Source organism: Chromobacterium haemolyticum (genome assembly GCF_002081825.1).
In the GTDB taxonomy this organism is placed as follows: Bacteria; Pseudomonadota; Gammaproteobacteria; order Burkholderiales; family Chromobacteriaceae; genus Chromobacterium; species Chromobacterium fluminis.
This window is the reverse complement of record NZ_MUKU01000019.1, coordinates 1-24,368: the sequence shown is the minus strand read 5'-3', so window position 1 is coordinate 24,368 and position 24,368 is coordinate 1. Positions and strand designations below refer to the sequence as shown.

Below are 24,368 nucleotides of genomic sequence, written 5' to 3'. Positions count from 1 at the left end.
AAGCCGCTAGTCTATTGGGATGTAAACTTCGCCGCGCATCAGCGGCCTGGCGGTGCGGGTCATCACCACTTCGCTGATGGTCCAACCGTATTCGGCGGAATGGCCCAGCACCGCTTCCACGGTTTGCTTGCCGCTGGCGTGGCTGAAGGTCAGCGGCATGCCGCGCACCGGCGCGCCGGCCACTTGCTGCGGCAGCGTGCCCTCGGTGGCGCAGGCGCAAGCCAGCGCGATGGCGCCGGTGCCGGTGAAGGCGTGGTGCAGCGAGCGGCCGGAGGTCAGGATGCGGGCGTTGATCTGGCAATCCTCGTCCCGGCTTTCCGACAGCAGGCTGATTCGGGGCGAGCCCGGCCGTTCGCGTCGGGCGGCGAAGATGTCGGGCGCCAAGCCCATGACCACGGCGGCGATTTCCCGCGCCCATTCCAGCCGGTGGCGCGCGGTTTCCTGCAGGGCCGCCATTTCCTCGTCGCCCTTGAGACCGAAATCCCGGGCCCGGACGAATACTGTGGGGTTGCCGGCGTCCACCAGGGTGGCTTCCACTCGGCTGCCGTCCGGCAGCGCCAGTTCGTCCACCAGCTTGCCGGTGGGGTAGAGTTCGCCGGAACTGCCGCCGGCCGGGTCCAGGAAGCGCAGCCGGATCGGCGCGCCGGGAAAGGCGACGCCGTCGATGCGGTAGTCGCCCTGCCAGACGGGCTGACCATGCATGATTTCCAGTTCCGCGATGATGCGCTTGCCGACATTGGCCTGCCAGATGCCGATGGAGGCCACGCCGTCGCGCGGCTCCACCAGTTTTTCCATCACCGCGAACAGCGGCACCGCGGCGCTGAGGTTGCCGCAGTTGCCGGACCAGTCTATCAAGGCGTGCTCTATCGACACATGGCCGAACAGGCAATCGACGTCGCAGTCTTCGCGCCGCGACGGGCTGAGGATCATCACCTTGCTGGTGCTGGCCCGTCCGGTGCCCAGGCCGTCTATCTGCTTGCCGTGCGGGTCCGGGCTGCCGATGGCGCGCAACAACATGCGTTCCCAAGAGGAGGTGTCCTCGGGCAGCGCGTCGGCGCGGATGAACAGACCCTTGCTGGTGCCGCCGCGCATCAGCGTGGACGGCAGGCGATAGATCGCAGCCATGTCAGTGCGTCTCCAGTTGCTCCTTGCGGACGGCGATGGCGCGGGTCCGGGCGCGGTCTATCGCTTCCGGAAGGGTGCGCTTGTCTTCCCACTGGCTGGCAATGCCGCCGGCGTCCACCGCCAGCGCCGCGTCCAGCAGCGCGGACAGGTAGTCCGCCTGCGGATAGGGCCGGTCGTGAAAACCCAAGCGACCGCGCGCATCCGCGCGGCAGGCGTCCAGCATCAGCAAGAAGCGCTCCGGCCGCCGCAAGGCGTCGGTTTGCTTGAACAATCGCAATATTGTGCTTGGCTTTAATTCGAAAGCACAGTGTACTTTGGTATGGCTCAATAGCGTGATGCGCGCCAGGTCGCGGCAGTCCGCCGGTACGCGCAAGCGCTGGCATAAGGCCAGCAGCGGCGCTTCGCCGGCGGTTTCATGGCCGATGTGGCGCGGCAGCACCTCCGTCGGCGTCAGCGCCTTGCCCAGGTCGTGGGTTAGTGCCGCGAAGCGCGCCGCCAGCGGCAGGCCCTCGGCGGAGGCGTAGTCCAGCACCCGCATCACGTGGTCGCCGGTGTCGATTTCCGGGTGATGGTCGGCGCGCTGCGGCACGCCGAACAGCGCGTCCAGCTCCGGCAGCACGCGGGCGAGGGCGCCGCAGGCGCGCAGGGTCAGGAACATGCGCGACGGCCGCTCCTCCATCAAACCCTTAGCCAATTCCTGCCATACCCGCTCCGCCACCAGCGCATCGGCTTCGCCGTCCGCTACCATTTGCCGCATCAGCGCCATGGTGTCGTCGGCCACGGCGAAGCCGAAACGGGCGGCGAAGCGCGCCAGCCGTAAAATGCGCACCGGGTCTTCGGCGAAGGCGGGGCTGACATGGCGCAGGACGCCGGCCTCGAGGTCGCGCCGGCCGTGGTAGGGGTCGATCAGGCTGCCGTCAGCCGCCTCGGCGATGGCGTTGATGGTCAGGTCGCGCCGCGCCAGGTCCTGCTCCAGCGTCACGTCCGGCGCGGCGTAGACGGCGAAGCCGTGGTAGCCCTTGCCGGTTTTGCGCTCGGTGCGCGCCAACGCGTATTCCTCATGGGTGTCCGGGTGCAGAAACACCGGGAAGTCCTTGCCCACCGGTTTGTAGCCCTGCGCCAGCATCTCTTGCGGACTGGCGCCCACCACCACCCAATCGCGGTCTTTTACCGGCAGTTTCAGCAGGCGGTCGCGCACGGCGCCGCCGACGATATAGCATTGCATCGATTCTTTCCGTTCAGCGCGCAATCTGGCGGCGGTAGGCGGACATCTGCAGATTGAATTCGTCGCTGCCCAGCAAGCCCGGCGCCAAAGCTTCCAGCGCGGTGGGGCTGAAGCCCAGCAACGCGGAGGGGAAGGGTTGGTCGCTGATGTTGTCCACGCTTAGCGAACGCACATTGTCGCGGCTGATCAGCGTAGGTCCGGGCAGGCATTCCATTAACGCGGCCTGCAGCATGGCCAGGCTTTGCGGCAGCGCGATCACCGGCCGCGGCTTGCCGATGCGGCGGCCCACCAGGCTCACCAGTTCGGCCAGCGTGTAGACGCCGGGGCCGGCCAAGTCCAGGCTCTGGCCAATGGCGGCGCGGCGCGACAGGCTGGCCGCCACCGCGCGGGCCACGTCGCCGGCCCAGATCGGCGCGAAGCGCGTATGCGCGCCGGCCAGCGGCAGCAAGGGGGCTTTGCGCAGCAGGCTGGCGAACATATTGAGGAAGCTGTCGCCGTGGCCGAATACCACCGACGGCCGCAGTATGGTCCATTCCAGGCCGCTCTCGCGCACGCGCGCTTCGGCGCGGCCCTTGCTTTGCTGGTACAGGCTGGGGCCGCGTTCGTCGGCGCCCAGCGCGCTGATGTGGATCAGCCGGCGCACGCCCAGGCTTTGGCAGGCCGCGATGACTTTTTCGCTCAACTGCACGTGGGCCTTGTCGAACTGCGCGGCGTTGCCGTGCAGGATGCCCACCATATTGATTACCGCGTCGTGGCCGGAAATCAATTGTTTCAGCGCCTCCGGGCGGTGAATGTCCGCTTCCACCAGCTGCGCGCCGGGCAGCACCAGCAGCGAGGCCTTGGCGCGTTCGCGCCGTCGGGTGGCGATAGTCAGTTGGCAGCCTTGTTCGGTCAGGCGTTCCGCGATGTAGCTGCCGATGAAACCGCTGCCGCCGATGACGCAGATGCGTTGATAAGTCATGAGTGAGGTCCCTTTCTTATGGTACTTGTGGGAGAGGGCTTGGTCCGCCGTAGGGGGACCAAGCGGAGGTTCAGCGCGCCGGCACCACGCCCATGCGGTTCTTCAAGGAGATGTTGGCGTGGCCGAAGGTGCTGGAGTAGTAAGCGGCGTTGGCCATCACTTTCTGCACGTAGTCGCGGGTCTCGGTGAAGGGGATGGTTTCCGCGTAGATGGTGCCGTCCAGCGTGCGGTCGGCTTGCCAGGTGCGCGCGCGGCCGGGGCCGGCGTTGTAGGCGGCGGTGGCCATCACTTCGTTGCTGGACAGGCTGTCCAGCACATAGCGCAGATACCAGGTGCCCAGCTGCACATTGGTCTCGATGTCGTTGACGGCGTACTGGCCCAGGCCGATTTTCTTGGCCACCCATTTGGCGGTGGCCGGCATCAGCTGCATCAGGCCGGAAGCGCCGACGCCGGAGCGCGCCATGGTGATGAAGCGGCTTTCCTGGCGGATCAGGCCGTAGACCCAGGCGTCGTCGATGTCCAGTTGCTTGGCGTAGCGCTGGGTGACGTCGCGGTAGGGCGTCAGGTAGCGCAAGGAGTAATCGTGTTCTTCCTTGGTGCGTTCGGCGCTGTAGATGGCCATGTCGTAGAAGCTGGCGCGGCGGCCCACTTCGGCGGCGGCCAGCAGTTCGATGTCGCTGCGGTTGCGCATCGCCCAGCGCCATTCGCGCTGCGCGTCGGCGCGGAACTCGGGCTTGACGTGGCGTTCGGCCAGCTCCAGCAGCGCCAGCGCGCGTTTGACCGCCGGCTCCTCGCTCATCTGTTTGATGTCGTCCTTGCTGGGGCCGCTCTTGCTGGCCGGGGTGGACAGGCTGTTGCCCAGTTCTTCCAGCGACAACAGCGCGTAGTAGTTGTGGCCGATGCTGGCCTGGCTGAACAGCGGCGTCGCCTCGTTCTGCCGGCCCAGCTGTTGCAGCGAGCGGCCGCGCCAGTAGCGCCAGGCCGGTTTGGCGCTGACGGTGACAGGCATGGTGCGGATGATTTTCTCCAGCTGGGTCCATTGCTCCAGGCGCAGCGCCGAGCGCGCCCACCATTCCCATTGCTCGGCGGTCAGCTGGTCGGCGTCGGCCTTGTCGAACCACTGCAGCGCTTGCGTCGCCTGCTGTTTGCGTGCGGACAGCAGCGCCAACTGGCCCCAGGCGAAGCCGGCGCGCTCCTTGCTTAAGGTTTTTTCGTGTTCGAGCAGCTTGCCCAGGCCGTTGCTGATATTGGTCTTGCCCTTGATCACGATGTCGTAGACGGCCGCTTCCTGGCCGCCCGGGGTGGACAGATCGGCGTTGGCCGGCTTGCTGAGCGCGGCGTTGTCCAGCGGCAGGCCGGTGTTGGCGGCCAGTTGGCGCGCCTGGCTCAGGTAGTTGCCGGCCAGGAGCAGGCGGGCGCGTTGCCACAGCCAGTTGTGTTTCAGGACGCCGCGCCGCGCGGCCTCGGCGATCAAGCGGTTGCAGCCCTCCGGCAGCGGCCGGCTTTCCAGGAAGCGGTCCAGATCGGCGGGCGCCTTGCCCTGATTGAGTTCGTTGAGCTGGCCGTAACAGCTGGATTCTTCGTCGCGGCCTTCTGGCGGCAGTTTTTTCCATTCCGCGGCGAAGCGGCTCCAGCTTTCGCGTGCCGCCAGTTTTTTCAGCCATTCGTTGCGCACGCGCTCTGGCATCAGGCCTTCGTCCACGCGGGCCAGAAAGTTTTGGGCCGGGCCGTCGTCGTCGCCGTCCAGCGCCTTGAGCGCCAGCCAGTAGGCCGGGTAGTCCTTCAGCGGGTAGTTGGACGGCATGCCGCCCGCCAGGCTGGCCAGCTGTCCCAGCTTGTTGCCGCGAAAGGCGTCGCGGGCGGCGATCAGTTCATCGTCTGCGCCGGCGAAGGCGGGCAGGGCGGCCGTCAGCGCCAGGCTGAGGGCGAGCATGCGGCTTGGGGCGGTGAATGTCATAGGGTTCATGATCCGGTTTCGTCTTTATTATCCGGCGCTGGGCGCCGCTTTGGTTCAGACCCGCGCGCGGCGGGTAAATTCTTCGCGTCCTATTTGCGCCAGAAGGCCGGCGTGAACAGGATCAGCAGGGTAAATACTTCCAGCCGGCCCAAGAGCATGGCCAGGCTGCAAATCCATATTTGAAAGTCGGACAGCGACGCATAGTTCGACGCCGGGCCGACCACGCCGAGCCCGGGGCCGGCGTTGTTGATCGAGGCGATCACCGCGGTGAAGGCGCTGAGAAAATCCAGGCCGCTGGCGATCAGCGCGAAGCTTAATATCACTATGCACATGCAGTAGACAAATATGAAGCCCATTACCGACAGCATGACGTCTTGCGGCACCACTTTGCCGCCGATTTTCACCGGTCGCACCGCCGCCGGGTGCAGTAGCCGCGTCATCTCGTTGACGCTCTGCTTGCTCAGCATCAGGGTGCGCACCATCTTGATGCCGCCCCCGGTGGAGCCGGAGCAGGCGGTGATGCTAGACAGGAACAGCATCCACAAGGGTACGAAGATGGGCCAGCGCGCGTAGTCCACGCTGGCGAAGCCGCTATCAGTGGCGATGGAGATCAGATTGAAGCTGACGTGGCGCAGCGCGGTGGGGAAGTCGTAGACGTGGTGGGCCCACAGATAGGCGCTCATCGCCAGAATGCTGCCCAGCAGCAGCCACAACATGGCCTTAGCTTCCGGGTCGCGCAGATAGGCGCGCAGCGAGCGCTGGCGCAGCGCCAGGAAGTGGGTGGCGAAGTTCATCGCGCCGACGATCATGCCGAAGCTCAGGATCAGTTCCACCGGCAGCGAATCGAAGGCGCCCACGCTGTTGTCGTGGGTGGAAAAGCCGCCCAAGGACAGCGCGGCGAAGGCGTGGCACACCGCGTCCAGCCAACTCAGGCCGGCGGCCTTCAGCGCCAGCGCCACCGCCAGCGTCCAGCCGCTGTAGACCAGCCACAGGTTCTTGGCAGTTTCGGTGATGCGCGGCGCCAGCTTGCTGTCCTTCATCGGCCCCGGCGTTTCCGCCTTGTACAACTGCATGCCGCCGATGCCGAGGATGGGCAGTATCGCCACCGCCAGCACGATGATGCCCATGCCGCCCATCCAGTTGAGGAAATGGCGCCAGAAGTTGAGCGAGGCCGGCAGGGTGTCCAGTCCGCTGATTACCGTGGAGCCGGTGGTGGTGAGGCCGGACATCGCCTCGAAGAAGGCGTGGCTGAAGGGCATGTCCGGCCGCGCCAGCATGAAGGGGAAGGAGGCGGTGATGGCGAAGCCCACCCACAGAGTGGTGACCAGGATGAAGCCGTCACGCGGCTTCAGTTCGCGCTGGTAGCGCCGGGTGGCGGACCACAGCGAGAGGCCGATGGCCAGCCCGGCGATGGCCGCGGTGACGAAGGTGTCCAGCGCGCCGTCGCGGTACAGGATGGAGACTAGCGCCGGCGCGAGGAAGGTGCAGGAAAACAGCATGATCAGCTTGGACAGCACGTAGAGGATGGCGAGTATCTTGCGCATGTCTCAGTTCCGCGGCTGGTAAAACTCGAGCGGCAAGCCGTCCGGATCGGCGCAGAAGAAAAAGCGAGCGCCGGTGTATTCGTCCACGCGGATGTCCTCCACCGCCACCCCTTCGGCCAAGAGATTTTGGCGGCAGGAGGCGATGTCGGAGCAGGCGAAGGCCAGGTGGCGCAGGCCGCAGGCTTCGGGCCGCGTGGGGCGCGGCGGCGGAGACGGAAAGCTGAAAAGCTCCAGCTGGCCGCCGCCCGGGATCGCCAGGTCCAGCTTCCAGGATTGGCGCTCCGCGCGCCAGTGCTCGGCCAGCACCGGCAGGCCCAGGATGCGGTGGTAGAAGTCGCGCGAGCGGGCGTAGTCTGAGGCGATGATCGCCACGTGGTGCAAGCCGGTGAGGTGCATGGTCACAGAAAGCCCAGTTTGACCTGAATGAGTTTTTCCACCTGGCGGATCACCCGGCGGCGCGACAGGAAGATGATCAGATGGTCGCCGTTTTCCACCGTCATATCGTGATGCGCCATCAGCACCTGTTCGCCGCGGATGGCCGCGACGATGTGGCTGCCGTGGGGCATGTCGATTTGATCGATGCGGCGGCCGGTCAGCCTTGATTGTTGCGCGTCGCCGTGGATGATGACCTCCATCGCCTCGGACGCGCCGCGGCGCAGCGGGTGCACCGCCTCCACGTCGCCCTGGCGGATATGGGCCAGGATGGAGCCTATGGTGGACAGGTGGGGCGAAATCACGATGTCGATGCGGTGGCCTTCCAGCAGGTCCACATAGCTGGTGCGGTTGACCAGGGCCACCACCCGGCGCGCGCCCATGCGCTTGGCCAGCAGGGTGGACATGATGTTGTCTTCGTCGTCGTTGGTCAGCGCGCAGAACACGTCCATCTCGTCCACGTTCTCGGCGTCCAGCAGCTCTTCGTCGGTGGCCTCGCCGCGCAGCACCAGCGCGTGTTCCAGCCGTTCCGCCAGCCATTGCGCGCGTTCCGGCCGCGCTTCTATCACTTTGACGCTGAAATCGTTCTCCAGCAGCTTGGCCAGCCGGTAGCCGATGTTGCCGCCGCCGGCGATCATGATGCGTCGCAAGGGTCGCTCGCTGAAGCGCAGTTCCTTCAGCATGGCTTGCACGTGCTCGCGCGCGGCGACGAAGAAGACCTCGTCGCCTTCCTCCAGCACGGTGTCGCCGTCCGGTACCAGCAGCTTGTCCCGGCGGTGGACGGCGCAAACGCGGCAATCCGCGTCCGGCATGTGCTCGCGGATATGGCGCAGCGGCATGCCCAGCAGCTGGCCGCCGGAATGGGCGCGGGACACCACCAGCTGTAGTTTGCCGTCGGCGAAGTCCAATACTTGCAGCGCGCCGGGGTAGGCGAACAGCTGATAGATGTGGTCGGTGACGATCTGTTCCGGACAGATGGCGGATTCGATGCCGAAGTGGGCGAGCGGATCGCCGTGCTTGGACGCCAGATAGTCGCTGGAGCGGATGCGGGCGATGCGGGTGGGGATGTTGAAACAGGCCTCGGCCATTTTGCAGGCCACCAGATTGGTTTCGTCGTCGCGGGTCAGCGCCAGCACCATGTCGCTGTCCGCCGCGCCGGCCTCGGCCAGCACCTGAGGGTGTGCGGCGTTGCCGGTCACGGTGCGGATGTCCAGCCTGTCCTGCAGCTGTTTGAGCCGCGCGGCATTTTGATCCACTACCGTGATGTCGTTGTTTTCCGAAAGCAGGTTCTCCGCCACATTGGCGCCGACCTGTCCGCCGCCGAGAATCAGAATCTTCACCGCGTTGGCCTGATTGTTGGTTTGTTTATGCAATTTTAACGGTTAGTGCGGCCGCTTGCTTGTCGATTAAAAAAGCAAATCATCAGCCTTGCCACAATCAATTAGACGAATTTGCTCTCAGCTATCAAAATGCACCCATCGATTTATTAAACCTGTCAGCCAATCCAAACAAGGAGTCTCGCCATGTTGCAAAACCGTGAAGGCCAACGCGTACCGAATGTCACTTTCCGTGTTCGTGACAATAACGAGTGGAAAGATGTCAGCACCGCCGAACTGTTCGATGGCAAAACCGTAGCGGTGTTCTCGCTGCCGGGCGCGTTCACCCCCACATGTTCTTCCACCCACCTGCCGCGCTTCAACGAGCTGGCGCCGGCCTTCTTCGCCAACGGCGTGGACGCCATCCTCTGCGTATCGGTCAACGACACCTTCGTGATGAACGAATGGGCCAAGGATCAGGAAGCACAGAACCTAGTGATGATCCCGGACGGCAACGGCGATTTCACCGCGGGCATGGGCATGCTGGTGGACAAGCAGGACCTGGGTTTTGGCAAGCGCAGCTGGCGCTACTCCATGTTGGTGAAGGACGGCGTGGTGGACAAAATGTTCATCGAGCCGCAAGAGCCGGGCGATCCGTTCAAGGTGTCCGACGCCGACACCCTGCTGGGCTACGTCAATCCCAGCGCCAAGAAGCCGGACCAAGTGGTGGTGTTCTCCAAGACGGGTTGCCCGCACTGCGCGCGCGCCAAGGCGGTGCTGAGCGAAAACGGCTACGACTTCGTCGAAGTGCCGCTGGACAACAAGGTGCGCGGCAAGGTGCTGGGCGCCGTGGCCGGCAAGATGACCGCGCCGCAGGTGTTCATCAACGGCCAACTGATCGGCTCCGCCGACGAAGTGGAAAAGTACTTCTCCAAGTAAGCCTCAACCGTGTTCGTCCCCGGTGGCTCGGGCCCTGACGCCACCGGAGTTGTTGCGGGCCGGATGCTCCGTCCGGCCCTTTTTTTACCGGGATACGAGACGGCATGCGCAGCGTGCCGTGCCGTATCCCGATACCGAAAGGAATGAAATGCATACCTTGAACATCGATGTCGCCGTGATCGGCGCCGGCACCGCCGGCCTCGCAGCCTACCGCGCCGCCAAGGCTCGCGGCGCCAGCGCCGTGGTGATTGAAGGCGGTCCTTACGGCACCACTTGCGCCCGCGTCGGCTGCATGCCGTCCAAGCTGCTGATCGCCGCCGCCGAGGCCGCGCACCAGCCGCGCCACAGCGCGCCCTTCGGCGTGCATATCGATGGCGAAGTGCGCATCGACGGCCGCGAGGTGATGGAGCGCGTCAAGCGGGAGCGCGACCGTTTCGTCGGCTTCGTGCTCAATGGCGTGGAAAGCATTCTGCCGCAAGACCGCTTGCGCGGTTACGCGTGCTTCATCGACAACACCACTTTGCAGGTAGACGAGCACACGCTGGTGCAAGCGCGCCGCGTGGTGATCGCCACCGGTTCTTCACCCTTGATCCCGCCGCCGTTTCAGGTCTTTGGCGACAAGCTGATCATCAACGACGATGTGTTCGACTGGGAAACGCTGCCGGAAAGCGTGGCGGTGTTCGGCCCCGGCGTCATTGGCCTGGAACTGGGGCAGGCGCTGTCCCGGCTGGGCGTCAAAGTGCGCGTGTTCGGCCGCGGCGGCGGCGTCGGCCCGCTGTCCGATCCGGCGGTGCGCAACTACGCCAGCCAGGCGCTGGGCCGGGAGTTCTACCTGGACCCGGACGCCAAGGTGCTGGAAATGGGCTTGGCCGACGGCAAGGCGCAGATCCGCTATGTCAATCTGGACGGCGAGGAGGTCTGCGAGCGTTTCGATTATGTGCTGGCCGCCACCGGCCGCGCTCCCAATGTGCGCGGTCTGGCTTTGGAAAACGCCGGCCTGGAGCTGGATGCCGGCGGCGTGCCCAAGTTCGATCCGCGGACGCTGCAGTGCGGGAACTCGCCGGTGTTCATCGCCGGCGACGCCAACAATATCCTGCCGCTGCTGCACGAGGCCGCCGACGAAGGCAAGATTGCCGGCGACAATGCCGGGCTGTATCCGGCGGTACAGCCCGGCCTGCGCCGCTCCAGCATCGCCGTGGTGTTTTCCGACCCGCAAATGATGATGGTGGGCAGCCGCTTCGCCGATTTGCCGGAGGGCGAATTCGTGGTGGGCGAAGTCAGCTTCGAAGATCAGGGCCGCAGCCGGGTAATGGGCGTTAACCAAGGCTTGCTGCATGTTTACGCCGATCGCGCCAGCGGCCGCTTCCTGGGGGCGGAAATGATAGGCCCGCGCGCCGAGAACCTGGCCCATTTGCTGGCCTGGAGTCATCAGCAAGGCTTGACGATCGCTCAGATGCTGGACATGCCGTTCTACCACCCGGTGATAGAGGAAGGGCTGCGCACCGCGCTGCGCGACGCCGCGGCGAAGCTGGCGCGGGACTGAGGCCCGCTTAAAACTTGCCGCGCTGGATGCTCCGGCTTTGGTCCGCATCCAGTATCGCGAGCCCGCTCATGGTCCCCGCCATGGCGGGTTTTTTATTGGGCCATCGTTATAGTGGTGGGGCAACGTCCGCTGCGCTTCGAAGCCGGTCAGTGGATTATCTCTGCTTGTTCTGCATCTCCCCAAGCCAGGCAAGATCGCCGGTGACTATTTGGAGAAATGCATGAACCATGAACGTATGGCGCTGTGCGTGGCGGGAATCGGGTTGATGGTGCTGGGATGGGCGTTGTCTTCCTCGCTCTTATTGTCCCGCGGAGCCGACTTACTGTGCGCCGCAATGAAAGCCTAGCGTATTGTGAAACCGCCCCGAGGCATCGGGGCGGTTTTTTCATGGGACCAACGAGGCTGAGCGAGAGGGGGCAGAGGCGCGTGGTTTTCTCTAATCAGCCGCGCAGCGCCCGCAGCCAGTCCAGCCGCTGCCGCCAAATCACCGGGGCGGCGCTCAGCAGATGCAGCGTGGCCAGGATGTTGAGCGCGGCGGTGGCCAGCAGCAGGATGGCGATGCTGTCGTACAGCTTCAGCGCCAGCGCGCTGCCGATGGCGGCGGCCACCATGTAGAAGCCGTTGGCGATATTGTTGGCGGCCACGGCCTGAGAGCGGAAATCGTCAGGGCTGGCGGTTTGCAGCCAGGTGTACAGCGGCACGGTGAAGAAACCGCCGAAGAAGCCCAGCAGCGCCACGTCGACCATATTGCGCCAACTGCCGGCGCGAGCCAGGAAATCGGCGAGGCCGATCAGCTCGCCCCGATAGTGAGGCAAGGCCGACAGCGCTAGATCGCCGCCGAACAGTGTCATGCCGACGCTGCCCACTAGCACTATGCCCAGTTGCAGCTTGCCCTGCGACAACTTGGCGCAGACCACCGAGCCCAGGCCGATGCCGATGGAGAACAGCGCCAGCAGCAGCGTGTAGACGCCGGCGTCCCCGCCCAGATGCAGGCGGGTGAAGGTGGGCAGCTGGGTGGTGTAGACCGCGCCCATCAACCAGAACCAGGAAATGCCGAGGATGGCGCAGCGCACGTCGCGGATGCGCCAGGCGTCGCGCATCAGCAGCACGGAATCCTTGAGGAAATTGAAGGAAAGCTTAAGCTTCGGCGCGCCGGGCTGGGCCGGCGGCATAGCGCGGCTGGCGCCGTAACCGAGCATGGCGGTGGCCAGCAAGGTGGCGGTGATCAGGTAGGGTCCGCCGGTGGTGAGCATGCTGCCGCCGATCTGGCCGATCAGGATGGCGAGAAAAGTGCCCATCTCGATCAGGCCGTTGCCGCCCACCAATTCGTGTTCTTTCAGATATTGCGGCAGCACCGAATATTTGAGCGGGCCGAAAAAAGCGGAGTGGGCGCCCATCAGGAACAGCGCGCCGAGCAACAGGCCGGCGGAGTGCAGGAAGAAGCCGACGCCGGCCAACAGCATGATGGCGATTTCGGCCAGCTTGATCCAACGGGCGATGACGGCTTTGTCGTAGCGTTCGGATAACTTGCCGGCGGTGGCGGAAAACAGGAAGAAGGGCAGGATGAACACGCCGGCAGCTAAGTTGACCAGCTGTTCCGGCGGCAGGCCGGCCAGGCTGAGGCCGTGAAAGCTGATCAGCACCACGATGGCGGTTTTCAGCAGGTTGTCGTTGAACGCGCCTAGGAACTGGGTGCCGAACAGCGGAAAGAAGCGCCGGGTGGCGAAGAAGGAAAAGCCTGCTTTCACGGGGATGCCGATCTTGTGTCATGAGCCGGAAACGCATGCTAGCGGATTCGCGGCGAGCTGTCAGCCGAGCGGCGGCGGGTTTTCCGTATAATGCGGCGCATGATGCTACGTCTGTGTTGTTGTCTGCTGATCTGCCACGCGGCTTGGGCCGGGGACTTGTCGTCACGGCTGGACGCCGTCTTGGCGGCGTCCGGGCCGGCGCGGTCTTTGGCGCTGGCTCGGATCCAGTCGCTGGACGAGGGCCTGATCGATCCGGCGTCGTTGCAGCCGGCTTGGTCCCGCTACGGCCTGCGCGCCTTGCGGCAGTTGGCGGCGCATGAACGCGGTTGCGAGGGGGATTTGTCTTCCGTGCCGGCGCTATGGCGTGATTTTGAACGCAGACGCTGTACGGGCGGGCGTTTGCCTGATGATTGGCTGCGTCTGCATCCGGTCCACCCTTTGGGCGGCAGCAGCGCCGGGCATTGGCGGCAGGGCCGGTCGAGGGCGGAGGTGGCGGACTGGCTGCATGTGCGCGAGCGCGACGACGAGCTGGGGCGCTTGGGCGCTTTGTCCGACGATAACCTGGACGCTTTGCTGGCCGGCTCGCGTTGGCTGTGGCAGGACGGCGCCTTGTGGCGGCTGCGCGACGGCTACTGGCGGGTTTACCCGGCCGCTGTCTGGCGGGAGCGAGCGGAAGCGGCCGGGGTGAGGGTGTCTGCGGGCGAGGGCGCCTGCGCGGAGCGTCTGGACGGCTTGTGTCTGAATCCTACGCCGGCGTCGGCCATGCCTTGGCGGGCTTTGTGGGCGGGGTTGGCCGGGCTGGCGCTGGCCGGCGCCGGCTGGCTGGCTTGGCAGCGGCGGCGTCTGGAGCGGGAGCGGCGTTTCGCCTTGCAGATGCTGACCCATGAGCTGCGAACGCCTATCGCCGGCCTGGCCGGCGTGGTGGAGGGACTGCGCCGGGACTTCGACCGTTTGCCGGATTCCGCTCAAGACCATTTTGGACATTTGGCCGGCGGCGTCAGCCGCCTGCGCCAGTTGGCCGAAGCCAGCCGTCATTATCTGTCCGCAGACAGGCTGGACGAACGGCGGCAAGCGGTGCGGCTGGCGGAATGGCTGGACGCAATCGCGGAGCGGCATCAGGCCGCTTTTTGCCTGAACGAGGACGCGATGCTGCTGCTGCCGGCGTATTGGCTGGGTTTGTGCCTGAACAATTTGTTGGTCAACGCGCGTCGGCATGGCCGGCCGCCCTGGCGATTGCTGGCGGATTGGGACGGCCGCAGCTTGACGCTGACGGTGTGCGACGGCGGCCGTTTGGCGGATTACCGGCTGCGCCGGCTGACGCGGCGGGGCAGCGGCGGCGAGGGCATGGGCTTGGGTCTGGCCATTGTCAGGCGGGTGCTGGCGCGGTTGGGCGGGCGGCTGCGCCTGTCGGGGCCGCCCACGAGGTTTAGCTTGCAACTGCCCGCCAAACGGGCGTCGCAACAGGATTTCCCTCTATGAACACCTTGCTGCTGATTGAAGACGACGCCACGCTGGGAGATGGCCTGAGCCGTTTTTTGGAAGACGCCGGCTATCGCTGCCTGTGGCTGGGGCGGGCGGAAGAGGTGGCCGCGCAGTGGCTGCGCGCCGATCTGGTTATTCTGGACCGCAGCTTGCCGGACGGCGACAGCCTGCGGCATTTGCCCGGCTGGCTGGCGCAGAAAGCCTTGCCTGTGATCGTCCTGACGGCGCGGGTGGAGGTGGGCGACCGGGTGGCCGGGCTGGAGGCGGGGGCGCGGGACTATCTGAGCAAGCCCTTCGCTCATGCGGAATTGCTGGCGCGGATTCGCGCCCAGTTGCGGCCTTTGGGCGACGGCAGCCTGAGCCTGGGAGCATTGAGTTTGCAACCTGCCCGGCAGTCGGCGAACTGGCAGGGAAGGGAAGTGGCCTTGACGCGCACCGAGTTTGAACTGCTGGCGCTGTTGGCGCGCATGGCCGGGCGGGTGATGAGCCGCGACGAATTGCTGAACCAGGTTTGGGGCTATGAGCACTTCCCATCCACTCGCACCGTGGACACTCATATCCTGCAACTGCGGCAGAAACTGCCCGGCCTCGCCATCGAAACCGTGCGCGGCGTCGGCTATCGGTTGGAGAAGTCCTGATGCGGCGCGCATTGTGCTTGTGGCTGGCGCTGGCCGCGCCGGCCTGCGCCGATCCGCTGGCGGTTTTGAACCGAGCCTTGTTGGGGGCGGACGATGACGCCGCCTGGCGCGCGCTGTCCGAGAGCTGGCCGGCGCTGCGCAGCCAGGCGCAGCGGCAAGCCTGGACACAGGCTTTGGCGGCGCTGAGCGCCGAGCATTGCGGCAAGGACGCGCCGTTGACGCTGCCGGCTTGGCTGCCGCGTTTGACGCTGGAGCTGGCGCAGCGCGACATGCCGCTGGCGCGCGCCTACCGGGTAGTGTTGAGCGGGCGCGGCGCGCTGGAGGACGCGCGGCTATTGGACGCGCGCGGGCATGATCTGTTGCGCGGTGGTTTGCTGGAGCGGGAGGACGGCCAAGGTTTTCGATTGGAAAGCGCGGATTTGAGCCGGCCGCTGGCGGCGGGAGCCTACCGCTTGCAGCTTAGCGCCGGCGGCCGGCAATGGCAGGCCGAGCTGGCTTTGCCGGAGGTGGCCAATCTGGACTGGCTGTCGCGCAGCCCGCTGGCGGTATCGCGTTTGCCGCCGCCGCGCGCGGCCTGCGCGCAGCCGTGGCTGGAGCAATCGCTACTGCGGCGCAGCGATTACGGTTTTGTCTGGTGGCGGCGGCGCGAACTGGGCGAGGCGCTGCGCTGGCCGCCCGGCCGGGGCGAGCTATGGCAGAGCGTGGCCTTGGTACGCGTCGAGGCGCGCGGTCAATTGGTGCTGAGGGTGGCGCACCGTCAGGTCGGGCCGCGTTGAAATCCTGACATTGGCCTGACAATCGCGAGGGCCTTTGCCTTTCTAATCTCTTCATCTTGATTCGAATATGGAGAGTGCCCGCGATGCCGATATCCCCTCGTTCCCTTGTTCTGGCGCTGGCGGCGATGAGCCTGCCCTTGAGCGCTTGGGCGCAGATCCGCTTGGAAAACGCCCAGTGGCGGGTGGCGCTGGACCCGGCCACCCTGGCAGTGACCGCGACGCCGGCCGGACAGCCGCCGCTGGCGGTGTCAACGGGCGGCCCTGCGCGGGCGGTGGAGAACCTGAGCGCGGACGCGGCCGGCGCCGTCTGGTCCTGGGAGCGCGATCGTTATCGTTTGAACGCGCGCTTGGACGGGCCGGACCTGACGTTGACGGTTCAAGCCGGGACCGGCGCAGCGGAAACCGTGCCGCTGCTGAGGCAGCCGGCGGCGGCGATGGGGCGCGGCTTGTTGCTGCCCTTGGCCGAAGGCAGCTATGCGCCGGCCGGCGATCCGTTGTGGCTGGATTTCCTGCCGCGCTTCGCCGGCGACGGGCTAAACACTTCGGAAAACCTCAGCCTGCCTCTGTGGGGCATGGATTACGGCGCAAGCAGCTTGCATTGGCTGCTGTTGAATCCCTTTAACAATCGTTTGAAGGTTAGCCGGGACGGCGCCGGTCTGGGGCTGGCGCTGAGTCATGATTTCAACGTCTTGAACCGACAGGAGCCGATGACGCTGCTGCTGCATCTGGCGGACGGCGACCCCTTGGCAGGAGCCAAACGTTATCGGCAATGGTTGATCGGGGAGGGGCGTTTCGAAAGTCTGGTGGACAAGATGCGCGCGCAGCCGGAAACCGCCAAGCTGGTGGGCGCCAGCCATGTCTATCTATGGGGCAATGATTTACTGGGCGCGGCCGATGTACGCGACTGGGGGCGCTGGGTGAGCCTGTTGCGAGGCGACAGCGCGCTGGCGCGGCGCTTGAGAGGGCGCTTCGACGCGGAAGCCGCCGCCACGCTGCGGACGGCTTCGCCCCAGCCGGACGCCTACCAGCGCCGGGTCTTGTTGGCGGCTTTCAACCAGGCGGCCACGGCGGAGGCGCGCGCCGCTTGGCTGAGCGCCGCGCCGGAGTGGAGCAAGCTGGCCGCGCCTTACCGCCGCTTGCGACGCGAGGTGAGAGCGGTGTTCGGCGCGGCCTTGGCCAAGCCGGATGATTGGGGCGGCGGCTTATCGCTCCGCACGCTCCGGGCATTGCGCGCGGCCGGTCTGGAGCGGCTGTGGCTGGGCGTGGACAATTGGGAAGGGGGCTTGTGGCAGCCGCAAGCGATGAAGGAAGGCGTGCGCGCCGGCTATCTGATGGCGTCCTACGACTCCTACGAAACCGCCTTGCCGCCAGGGAAGCGCGAAGACTGGCTGACGGCGCAGCAGGGCACCGCCGCGTATCGAGACTGCGGCATTACCTTGGCCAGCGGCCGGCGCAAGAGCGGTTTCCAGCAGTCCGGTTATTACACCAATCCGGAGTGCGTGCGGCCTGTGTTGCGTCAGCGCAGCCAGGCGCTGCATCGGGCGTTGGGCTTTAACAGCTGGTTTCTTGACGCTTACGCCACCGGCATGGTGTTTGACGATTACACGCCGGGCCGGCGCATGAGCCAGGCCGGAGTGGCGGCCGGCAACGAACGCAGCATGGCTTGGGTGCGGGATCGTTTCGGCGTGCCGGTGGGTTCGGAGAACGGCAACGCGGCCACCTCGCGAGGAATCGCCTTCGCGCACGGCATGCAGGTGCCGGTGCTGGGCTGGGGCGATCCCGATCTGCAGAAAAACCCCAAGTCGCCGTACTTCCTGGGTCGCTGGTTTCCGGCGGATCAGCCCGAGGTGTTTTTCCGCTCGGTACCCTTGAAGCAACCCTATCTGAATATTTACTACCAGCCGCGTTACCGGCTGCCGCTCTACCAAGCGGTGTTCCACGACTCCATCGTCACCACCAATCACTGGCTGTACGACAACCTGAAGTTCAGCAACGCCTATGCCGATAATCTGTTGGCGCAATGGTTGTACAACACACCGCCGCTTTGGCATGTGAGCGCGGAGAGCCTGGAGAAGCGGCTGCCGCTGATGCGTTGCGCCGATCAGGTGTTCCGACCGCTGCACCGGCAACTGGCGACCCAGGCCATGACCGGCTTTGCCTGGCTGACGCCGGATCGCCTATCTCAACAAACCCGTTTTGCCGACGGCAGCCGGCTGACGGTGAATTTCAGCGCGGAGCCGCGCGTTCTTGAAGGGCGCGAGTTGGCCGGCCAGGCGATGCGGGCGCAGTTGGCCGGACAGCCGGAACGCACGGTTACTTTAAAGGCTTGCGGACAGGGTCTTGCGTTATGAGCCGGCGCTTGGCCCTGCGCTCCACAGGCATGAGTTAAACGCATTGATTTAATCGTCTTGCTGATTTTTACACATGTCATGAAAATGTTGCGCAGCGCAGCACATTGGCAAAAAGGCAACGCGCCGCCGCGCTGGCCACCGCGACGGTCCGTACTTGCTCATGGAGTGGAATCCTTTGTCGGCGGTCCTTTCGTGGGGAGTAGGCGCCTCGCTTCCGCTTTGGAAGCCGCCATGAGCGGAAGAGCCGTATGTGACAAATCATGATGTTGATTGACCGTCTGTAATAAATGCTCCAAGCATCGTGTCAGGCCATATGACAAATAGTCTGTGGCTGGATGATCTGCTGAAAGCGTGTCTAGAGAAGCGCGCTAAGCAGGTTAGACACATGACTGGAGAAATCATGAGAACTAGCAAGAAGAAGTTGGTGCTAGCCTTGGCCCTGGCAGGCCTGGGCGGCCAAGCCGGCAGCGTTTGGGCGGCGGAGTCCAGCAGCGGCACCCTGGATCGGGTGGAAATCACCGGCTCCAACATCAAACGCAGCATCAAGCAAGAAAAGGCGCTGCCGGTGACGGTGGTCCGCACTGAGGAAATGAGCAAGCAGGGCTTCACCACGGTGGAGCAGGTGGTGAATTCGCTGGCCAGCAACCAGTCCAGCATGGTGGGCGCTTCGTCGGTGCAGACGGTGTCGGGCGGCGCTTCCTACGCCAGCCTGCGCGGTCTGGGCTCGCAGTACACGCTGGTGCTGCTGGACGGCCGCCGTGTCGCCAGCCAGGCGATTGGCGGCTACGCCACGGATTTGAACGCCATCCCGCTGTCGGCGATCGAGCGCATCGAGGTGCTGCGCGACGGCGCCTCCGCCATCTACGGCACCGACGCCATCGGCGGCGTGATCAACTTCATCACCAAGAAGAGTTACCAAGGCGTGACGGTGGCGGGCGAACTGGTGTCCACCGACCACAAGGGCGGCAATACCGGCAGCGCCAGCATCACCGCCGGCATCGGCGATTTGAGCAAGGACGGTTACAACGTTTACGGCTCCCTGAGTTATCAGAAGCTGGACGCCATCACCACGCTGAACCGTTCCTTCGCCAATAAATACCTGACCGCGGACAACCTGAGCGGCCGGGTCTTCCCGTCCAACTTCACTTACAAGGGCAACGCCTACAACCCGGCGGCGCCGAATTGCAAACCGCCGTACGCCAAGCCGATAGACGCCAACTCCTGTGGCGAGAACGCCAACCTCTACATGGACTTGACGCCGGAGGTGGAGCAGCTGACCGCCTTCGTCAAGGGCACCAAGCAGATTGGGGATCACACCCTGTCGCTGCAGTACATGGGCGCGCGCAACCTCAGCACCACCCATATCTCGCCGGCGCCGCTGGCCAAGATCGCCACCCTGAAGGCGGGCGACAAGTATTACCCGACCCATTTGCCGGACGGCACGCCCACCGACGGCAGCGATGTGGTGATCAACTCGCGCTCGGTGCCGTTGGGGCCGCGCGTGACCGAGAGCCTGTCCACCACGCAGCGGCTGGCCTTCAACGCCGAAGGCTTGCTGGCGGGCTGGGATTACCGTGGCGGGGTGGCCTACTCCGAGAACAAGACCACCATCAATTACAAGTCCGGCTATGTGCACGGCGACAAGATCGCCGCCGCCTTCCAGGACGGCACCATCAACCCCTTCGGCGATTCGGCGCCCGGCGCCTGGCAGAGCACCGAGCTGAAGGGCGACGGCTGGATCGCCAAGTATCAGACGGTGATGGCGGACTTCAAAGTCAGCAAGGAGGTGTTGCAGCTGCCGGCCGGCATGATGGCGACGGCTTTCGGCGTGGAAACCCGGCGCGAGAAGTTGGACAGCCAGATCCAGGATATCGCCCAGTTCGCGCTGGGTTCCGGCATTGCCGACTCCAAGTCCACCAGCGGCAGCCGCGGCGTGACCGCGGCCTATGTCGAAGCGGATATTCCGATTTTCAAAAACTTCGACGCCCAATTGGCTGCGCGCTACGACCGCTACACCGACTTCGGCAGTTCCTTCAACCCGAAGATCGCCGTCAAGTACCAGCCTATCCCGCAGGTCTTGTTCCGCTCCTCGGCCAGCAAGGGCTTCCGCGCGCCGACGCTGTACGACGTGTTCACGCCCAACAGCAAGACCTACACCGCCAACAAGTTCAACGACCCCTTGCGCTGCCCGGGCGGCACGCCGGCCAACGGCGGCAACAAGGTGGACGATTGCAACACCCAGTTCGAAGCCTTGCAGGGCGGCAATAACAACTTGTCGCCGGAGAAGGCCAGTTCGCTGACCTTCGGCATCGTGATCGAGCCGATCAAGGAAATCACCGCCAGCGCGGACTTCTGGTGGACCACGGTGAAGGACACCATAGGCGCGCTGGATCCGGGCGTGATTTTCGCCGATCCGGGCAAGTATGCAGACAAGTTCGTGCGCAACGCGGACGGATCGCTCAACCACGTGATCACCACCACCCAGAACCTGGGTACCCTGAGCGCGGCCGGCGTGGACATCAGCCTGGCCTTCCGTCTGCCCAAGATGGCCTGGGGCAATTTCAGCGTTAACCTGGACGGCACCTACACCTCCAAATATCAGCAGCAGATGGAGCCCAAGGGTCCGTATCTGAGCTCGCTGGGCGGCTGGTATCAGAATATTCTGCAGCCGACCTTGCGCTGGAAGCACAGCCTGGCGTTCAACTGGGCACAGGGGCCGTGGAGCGGAGTGTTAGTGCAAAACTACTCGTCCGGCTACACCGACCTGAATCCCAACGATGAAGGCCATAATGTGCGCCCGTACTCCAACTGGAACCTGTCCGGCAGCTATGTGTGGGACAAGAAGCTCACCATTACCGCCGGCATTCGCAACCTGTTTGACCAGGAGCCGCCGTTCAGCAACCAGACCAAGACCTTCCAGTACGGCTTTGACCCGGTGGTGGCGGATCCGGTGGGACGCGCTTATTTCCTGAAAGCCAACTACAAGTTCTAAGCCTCACCAAAGCGGTTTGATCAAGCCCCGTCGCGCCGTTTGGCGCGGCGGGGCTTTATGTTTTTGGAATAATTTTGCTTGTATGGAAGGGAGTAGACGGGCGTGGCTTTGATTATGGGATGGCGAATTTTTTCATACCAGCCATTAAAAAAACGAATGCATAAGTTTTTGCAAAATTTGCCTAGTCTGAAATTCTTGTACAAATTTGTCGTGAAAATGCAAAAAAGCAACAATGGCAAGTTGTGTCCACCATAAAAAATGACATGGAATTAGCAGGGTCTCGTAAAAGCTGCTGGCAAAAATCAGGGGCATAGTCTATTGATTTTCAAGCGCTAACATGATTTTTACGCATTTCTCCGTCAAACGGGGCGTTGGAAAGAGCCGCCGGACACCACGGATCGTCCCTCAACAAATATTGACGAGAAGCAACAATCCTTAACACACTCGAAACACGGTCATGACGTTCGATTGTCGACGACCTGCAGTATCCAGCAAACGTTCGACAGAAGCGCTGCTGGTTTCCGTGTGCAGTTAAGGAGAAATCAAGTTGAGAAGTCAAAAGAAGCAGCTAGTGCTTGCCCTGGCCTTGGCCGGCATGGCGAGCCATGCGCCGTTCGCATTCGCCGCTGAGGCGAACTCAGGTCAACTGGACCGGGTGGAGATCACCGGTTCCAACATCAAGCGCAGCATCAAGCAGGAAAAGGCGCTGCCGGTCACCATTCTAAAGACTGAAGATCTGGCCAAACAGGGCCTGACCACGGTGGAGCAGGTGGTCAACAGCATCGCCGCCAACCAATCGTCGCAAGGCGCCAGCGCCTCGGTTGGCGCGTCCTCCGGCGGCGGCTCTTTCGCCAGCTTGCGCGGCCTGGGCAATCAATACACGTTGGTGCTACTGGACGGCCGCCGCATGGCCAATCAGGCGATCGACGGCACCTCCGCCGACCTGAACGCCATTCCGCTGTCCGCCATCGAGCGCGTGGAAGTGTTGCTGGACGGCGCCTCCGCCATCTACGGCACCGACGCCATCGGCGGCGTGATGAACTTCATCACCAAGAAGAGCTTGAAGGGCTTCAGCATCGGCGGCAGCCTGGCCAATCCGCAGCACGGCGGCGGCGATGAAAAGCGCGTCAACGCCTCCTACGGCATTGGCGATCTGAACCAGGATGGTTTCAACGTTTACGGTGCCATCGACTATCTGAAGCAGGATATGGTGATGGCGGGGCAGCGTGATTTCGCCAAGCAAATCACTCCCTATACCAGCACCAGCCCCAATGCATGGCCCGGCAACTATCTGGACGGCAGAACCAACAAGTGGGTGACGCCTTCCGCGCCGAAATGCGCGCCGCCCTTTTCGCAGTACGTAGGCGGGCGTTGCGTTGAGTATTTCTCTTTGTACCCCAGCATCATCCCGCAGGTGGAGCAGATTTCCGGCCTGATCAAGGCCACCAAGCGCATTGGCGACAACCACGAGCTGTCGCTGCAATACACCCGCACCGAAACCATCACCACTGCGCAGAACGCGCCGCTGCCTACCGCCGGCGACATCACCCGCGCCAACGCGGTGGACCCGAGCAAGCGCGACAAACTGTATGTGCGCACCATTCCGCTGGGCAATCGCGAGACCGAGGCCAACTCGGTCACCCAGCGCCTGATGCTGAATATGGAAGGCCTGATCGCCGGTTGGGATTACCGCGCCGGCATTGGCCGTTCGGAAAACCTGATCAAGGAAAACCTGACCTCCGGCTACGTCAGCAAGAGCAAGATGCAGTCCGCGGTCGATAGCGGCGCATTGGATCCGTTCGATCTGTCCGGCAACAATCTGGCTGCCTGGCGCTCGGTGGGCATGACCGGCCAGACCAAAGAAGCCAAGTCCACCATCGACATGGCGGACATCAAGGCCAGCCGCGAAGTGCTCCAGTTGCCGGCCGGCATGATGGCGATCGCACTGGGCGCGGAAGTGCGCCGCGAGTCCTTGAGCACCATCTATAACAAGGCGGTGACTCGCGAGGCCTTGAGCACGGGACAGGACAAGACCGAAGACTCCAGCGGCAGCCGTTCCGCCTACGCTTTCTACGGCGAAGCGGACATTCCGGTGTTGAAGAACCTGGACGTACAACTGGCTGCGCGCTACGACCATTACAGCGATACCGACAGCTCTATCAATCCAAAGGTCGCCTTCAAGTTCCAGCCCAGTTCGCAAGTCATGTTCCGCGGCTCGGCCAGTACCGGCTTCCGCGCGCCGTCGCTGTACAACATCTATCGTCCCAACCAGTTGCAGCTGACCAGTAGCAGCTACGTTGATTACGGCGCTTGTCCGGACGGCGTGAATCCGGCACCGGGCGCAGACGGTACCGCTTGTACCAAGATGCAGCGCAATAAACGTATTGCCGGCAACAAGAAGCTGGAACCGGAAAAGTCGTCCTCCTTGTCCTTTGGCATGGTGATCGAACCGGTCAAGGATTTCACTGCCAGCGCCGACTTCTGGTGGACCATGATTAAGGGCCAGATCAGCGTTCTGGATGAAACCGCCATCTTCGCGGATCCGGTCAAGTATTCTAAAAACTTTGTCCGCGATGCCAACGGCAACCTGTCCTACATCATCGACGACTACGACAACCTGGGCAATCTGAGCGCCGCCGGCGTCGACCTCAAGCTGAACTGGGTATTGCCCAAGACCGCCGCTGGTACTTTCACTGCGACGCTGGACGGCACTTATCTGTCCAAGTACTCCTACCAGAACGAGAAAAACGGCCCGTATTACAGTAGCTTGGGCTCGTATATCGATGGCGGGCCGACTTTCCGTTGGCAACACAATCTGACTTTCGGCTGGGCCTACGGCGCGTGGGGCGCGATGCTGGCTCAGAACTACAAGTCCGGTTACACCGATGCCAACCCGGCAGGTCAGAATCACAACGTCAGACCTTACTCCACCTGGAATATGTCTGGTTCCTATACCTGGAACAAAAAGCTGACGGTAACCGCCGGCATCAAGAATCTGTTCGATCAAGAGCCGCCTTACTCCAATCAGTTAACGCGTTCGACTCAACAGAACTACGATCCGCGCTTTACCGATCCGATGGGACGTTCCTTCTTCCTCAAGGCTAATTACAAGCTCTAAGGCGGCGGGAAACTGGATGGGGCGGACTGGGGTCCGTCCCGTTCTCGGGCCCGGCGGCGCGCCGCCGCCGGGCGAATCAGAAGACAGTGGATATAAACATGACGAGCATCACAGCCAGAGGAATCGGCGGTCCCCCGCCCAAGCGCCGCATCGCGGGCTTGGTCGGCGTGATCGTCTTCCATGCACTGTTGATCTACGCGCTGGTGTCGGGCCTGGCCCAG

General features: G+C 63.9%; 16 protein-coding genes. 8 read left to right on the top strand and 8 right to left on the bottom strand.

Features of this window, described 5'->3' with window-relative positions; translation table 11 throughout:
- Nucleotides 1-6: 6 nt before the first annotated feature.
- The 7 genes from B0T39_RS14945 to trkA form a co-directional block, all read right to left on the bottom strand.
- A complete protein-coding gene (locus B0T39_RS14945; protein WP_081547955.1) occupies nucleotides 7-1,125 on the bottom strand; it encodes a 2-methylaconitate cis-trans isomerase PrpF family protein in 1,119 nt (372 codons plus the stop codon).
- 1 nt (nucleotide 1,126) lies between these two features.
- Nucleotides 1,127-2,350, bottom strand: a complete 1,224-nt coding sequence (locus B0T39_RS14940; protein WP_081547954.1) for a multifunctional CCA addition/repair protein — start codon at nucleotides 2,348-2,350, stop codon at nucleotides 1,127-1,129.
- A 13-nt stretch (nucleotides 2,351-2,363) separates the two neighbouring features.
- On the bottom strand, nucleotides 2,364-3,311 hold the full coding sequence (locus B0T39_RS14935; protein WP_081547953.1) for a complex I NDUFA9 subunit family protein: 948 nt from the start codon (nucleotides 3,309-3,311) through the stop codon (nucleotides 2,364-2,366).
- Between the two features lie 70 nt (nucleotides 3,312-3,381).
- Nucleotides 3,382-5,277 carry a lytic transglycosylase domain-containing protein gene (locus B0T39_RS14930; protein WP_254894566.1) on the bottom strand — a complete coding sequence of 632 codons (1,896 nt, stop codon included), beginning with the start codon at nucleotides 5,275-5,277 and terminating at the stop codon, nucleotides 3,382-3,384.
- 80 nt (nucleotides 5,278-5,357) lie between these two features.
- The gene (locus B0T39_RS14925) at nucleotides 5,358-6,812 is read right to left on the bottom strand and encodes a TrkH family potassium uptake protein (protein WP_176219559.1); all 1,455 of its coding nucleotides are present in this window, start codon (nucleotides 6,810-6,812) and stop codon (nucleotides 5,358-5,360) included.
- A gap of 3 nt (nucleotides 6,813-6,815) precedes the next feature.
- Nucleotides 6,816-7,208, bottom strand: a complete 393-nt coding sequence (gene gloA2, locus B0T39_RS14920) for an SMU1112c/YaeR family gloxylase I-like metalloprotein (protein ID WP_176219565.1) — start codon at nucleotides 7,206-7,208, stop codon at nucleotides 6,816-6,818.
- Nucleotides 7,209-7,210: 2 nt separating this feature from the next.
- Nucleotides 7,211-8,584, bottom strand: coding sequence for a Trk system potassium transporter TrkA (gene trkA, locus B0T39_RS14915; protein ID WP_081548053.1), 1,374 nt, complete (start codon nucleotides 8,582-8,584; stop codon nucleotides 7,211-7,213).
- 183 nt (nucleotides 8,585-8,767) lie between these two features.
- Between trkA and B0T39_RS14910 the strand changes: the two genes are divergently transcribed.
- Together B0T39_RS14910 and B0T39_RS14905 are read left to right on the top strand one after the other, a co-directional pair.
- Nucleotides 8,768-9,499 (top strand): glutathione peroxidase, encoded by a 732-nt coding sequence (locus B0T39_RS14910; RefSeq protein WP_081547948.1) that lies wholly within the window; start codon nucleotides 8,768-8,770, stop codon nucleotides 9,497-9,499.
- 148 nt (nucleotides 9,500-9,647) lie between these two features.
- On the top strand, nucleotides 9,648-11,042 hold the full coding sequence (locus tag B0T39_RS14905; protein ID WP_081547946.1) for a dihydrolipoyl dehydrogenase: 1,395 nt from the start codon (nucleotides 9,648-9,650) through the stop codon (nucleotides 11,040-11,042).
- Nucleotides 11,043-11,482: 440 nt separating this feature from the next.
- Here the strand turns inward: B0T39_RS14905 and B0T39_RS14900 are convergent, their stop codons facing one another.
- Nucleotides 11,483-12,790, bottom strand: a complete 1,308-nt coding sequence (locus B0T39_RS14900; protein ID WP_081547944.1) for an MFS transporter — start codon at nucleotides 12,788-12,790, stop codon at nucleotides 11,483-11,485.
- Nucleotides 12,791-12,889: 99 nt separating this feature from the next.
- Between B0T39_RS14900 and B0T39_RS14895 the strand changes: the two genes are divergently transcribed.
- From B0T39_RS14895 to B0T39_RS14870, 6 genes are all read left to right on the top strand, one after another.
- Complete coding sequence (locus B0T39_RS14895; RefSeq protein ID WP_081548051.1) at nucleotides 12,890-14,269, top strand: ATP-binding protein; 1,380 nt, start codon at nucleotides 12,890-12,892, stop codon at nucleotides 14,267-14,269.
- Nucleotides 14,266-14,910 carry a response regulator transcription factor gene (locus B0T39_RS14890; RefSeq protein WP_081547942.1) on the top strand — a complete coding sequence of 215 codons (645 nt, stop codon included), beginning with the start codon at nucleotides 14,266-14,268 and terminating at the stop codon, nucleotides 14,908-14,910. The genes B0T39_RS14895 and B0T39_RS14890 overlap by 4 nt, the downstream gene beginning before the upstream one ends.
- Entirely contained in the window at nucleotides 14,910-15,686 is a 777-nt protein-coding gene (locus B0T39_RS14885) for a DUF2861 family protein (RefSeq protein ID WP_081547940.1), read from the top strand. The genes B0T39_RS14890 and B0T39_RS14885 overlap by 1 nt, the downstream gene beginning before the upstream one ends.
- A gap of 83 nt (nucleotides 15,687-15,769) precedes the next feature.
- On the top strand, nucleotides 15,770-18,037 hold the full coding sequence (locus tag B0T39_RS14880) for a glycoside hydrolase (protein ID WP_081547938.1): 2,268 nt from the start codon (nucleotides 15,770-15,772) through the stop codon (nucleotides 18,035-18,037).
- Nucleotides 18,038-18,437: 400 nt separating this feature from the next.
- Complete coding sequence (locus B0T39_RS14875; RefSeq protein WP_081547936.1) at nucleotides 18,438-21,029, top strand: TonB-dependent receptor; 2,592 nt, start codon at nucleotides 18,438-18,440, stop codon at nucleotides 21,027-21,029.
- 547 nt (nucleotides 21,030-21,576) lie between these two features.
- Nucleotides 21,577-24,147, top strand: a complete 2,571-nt coding sequence (locus tag B0T39_RS14870; protein ID WP_254894565.1) for a TonB-dependent receptor — start codon at nucleotides 21,577-21,579, stop codon at nucleotides 24,145-24,147.
- The last annotated feature ends 221 nt before the right edge of the window (nucleotides 24,148-24,368 follow it).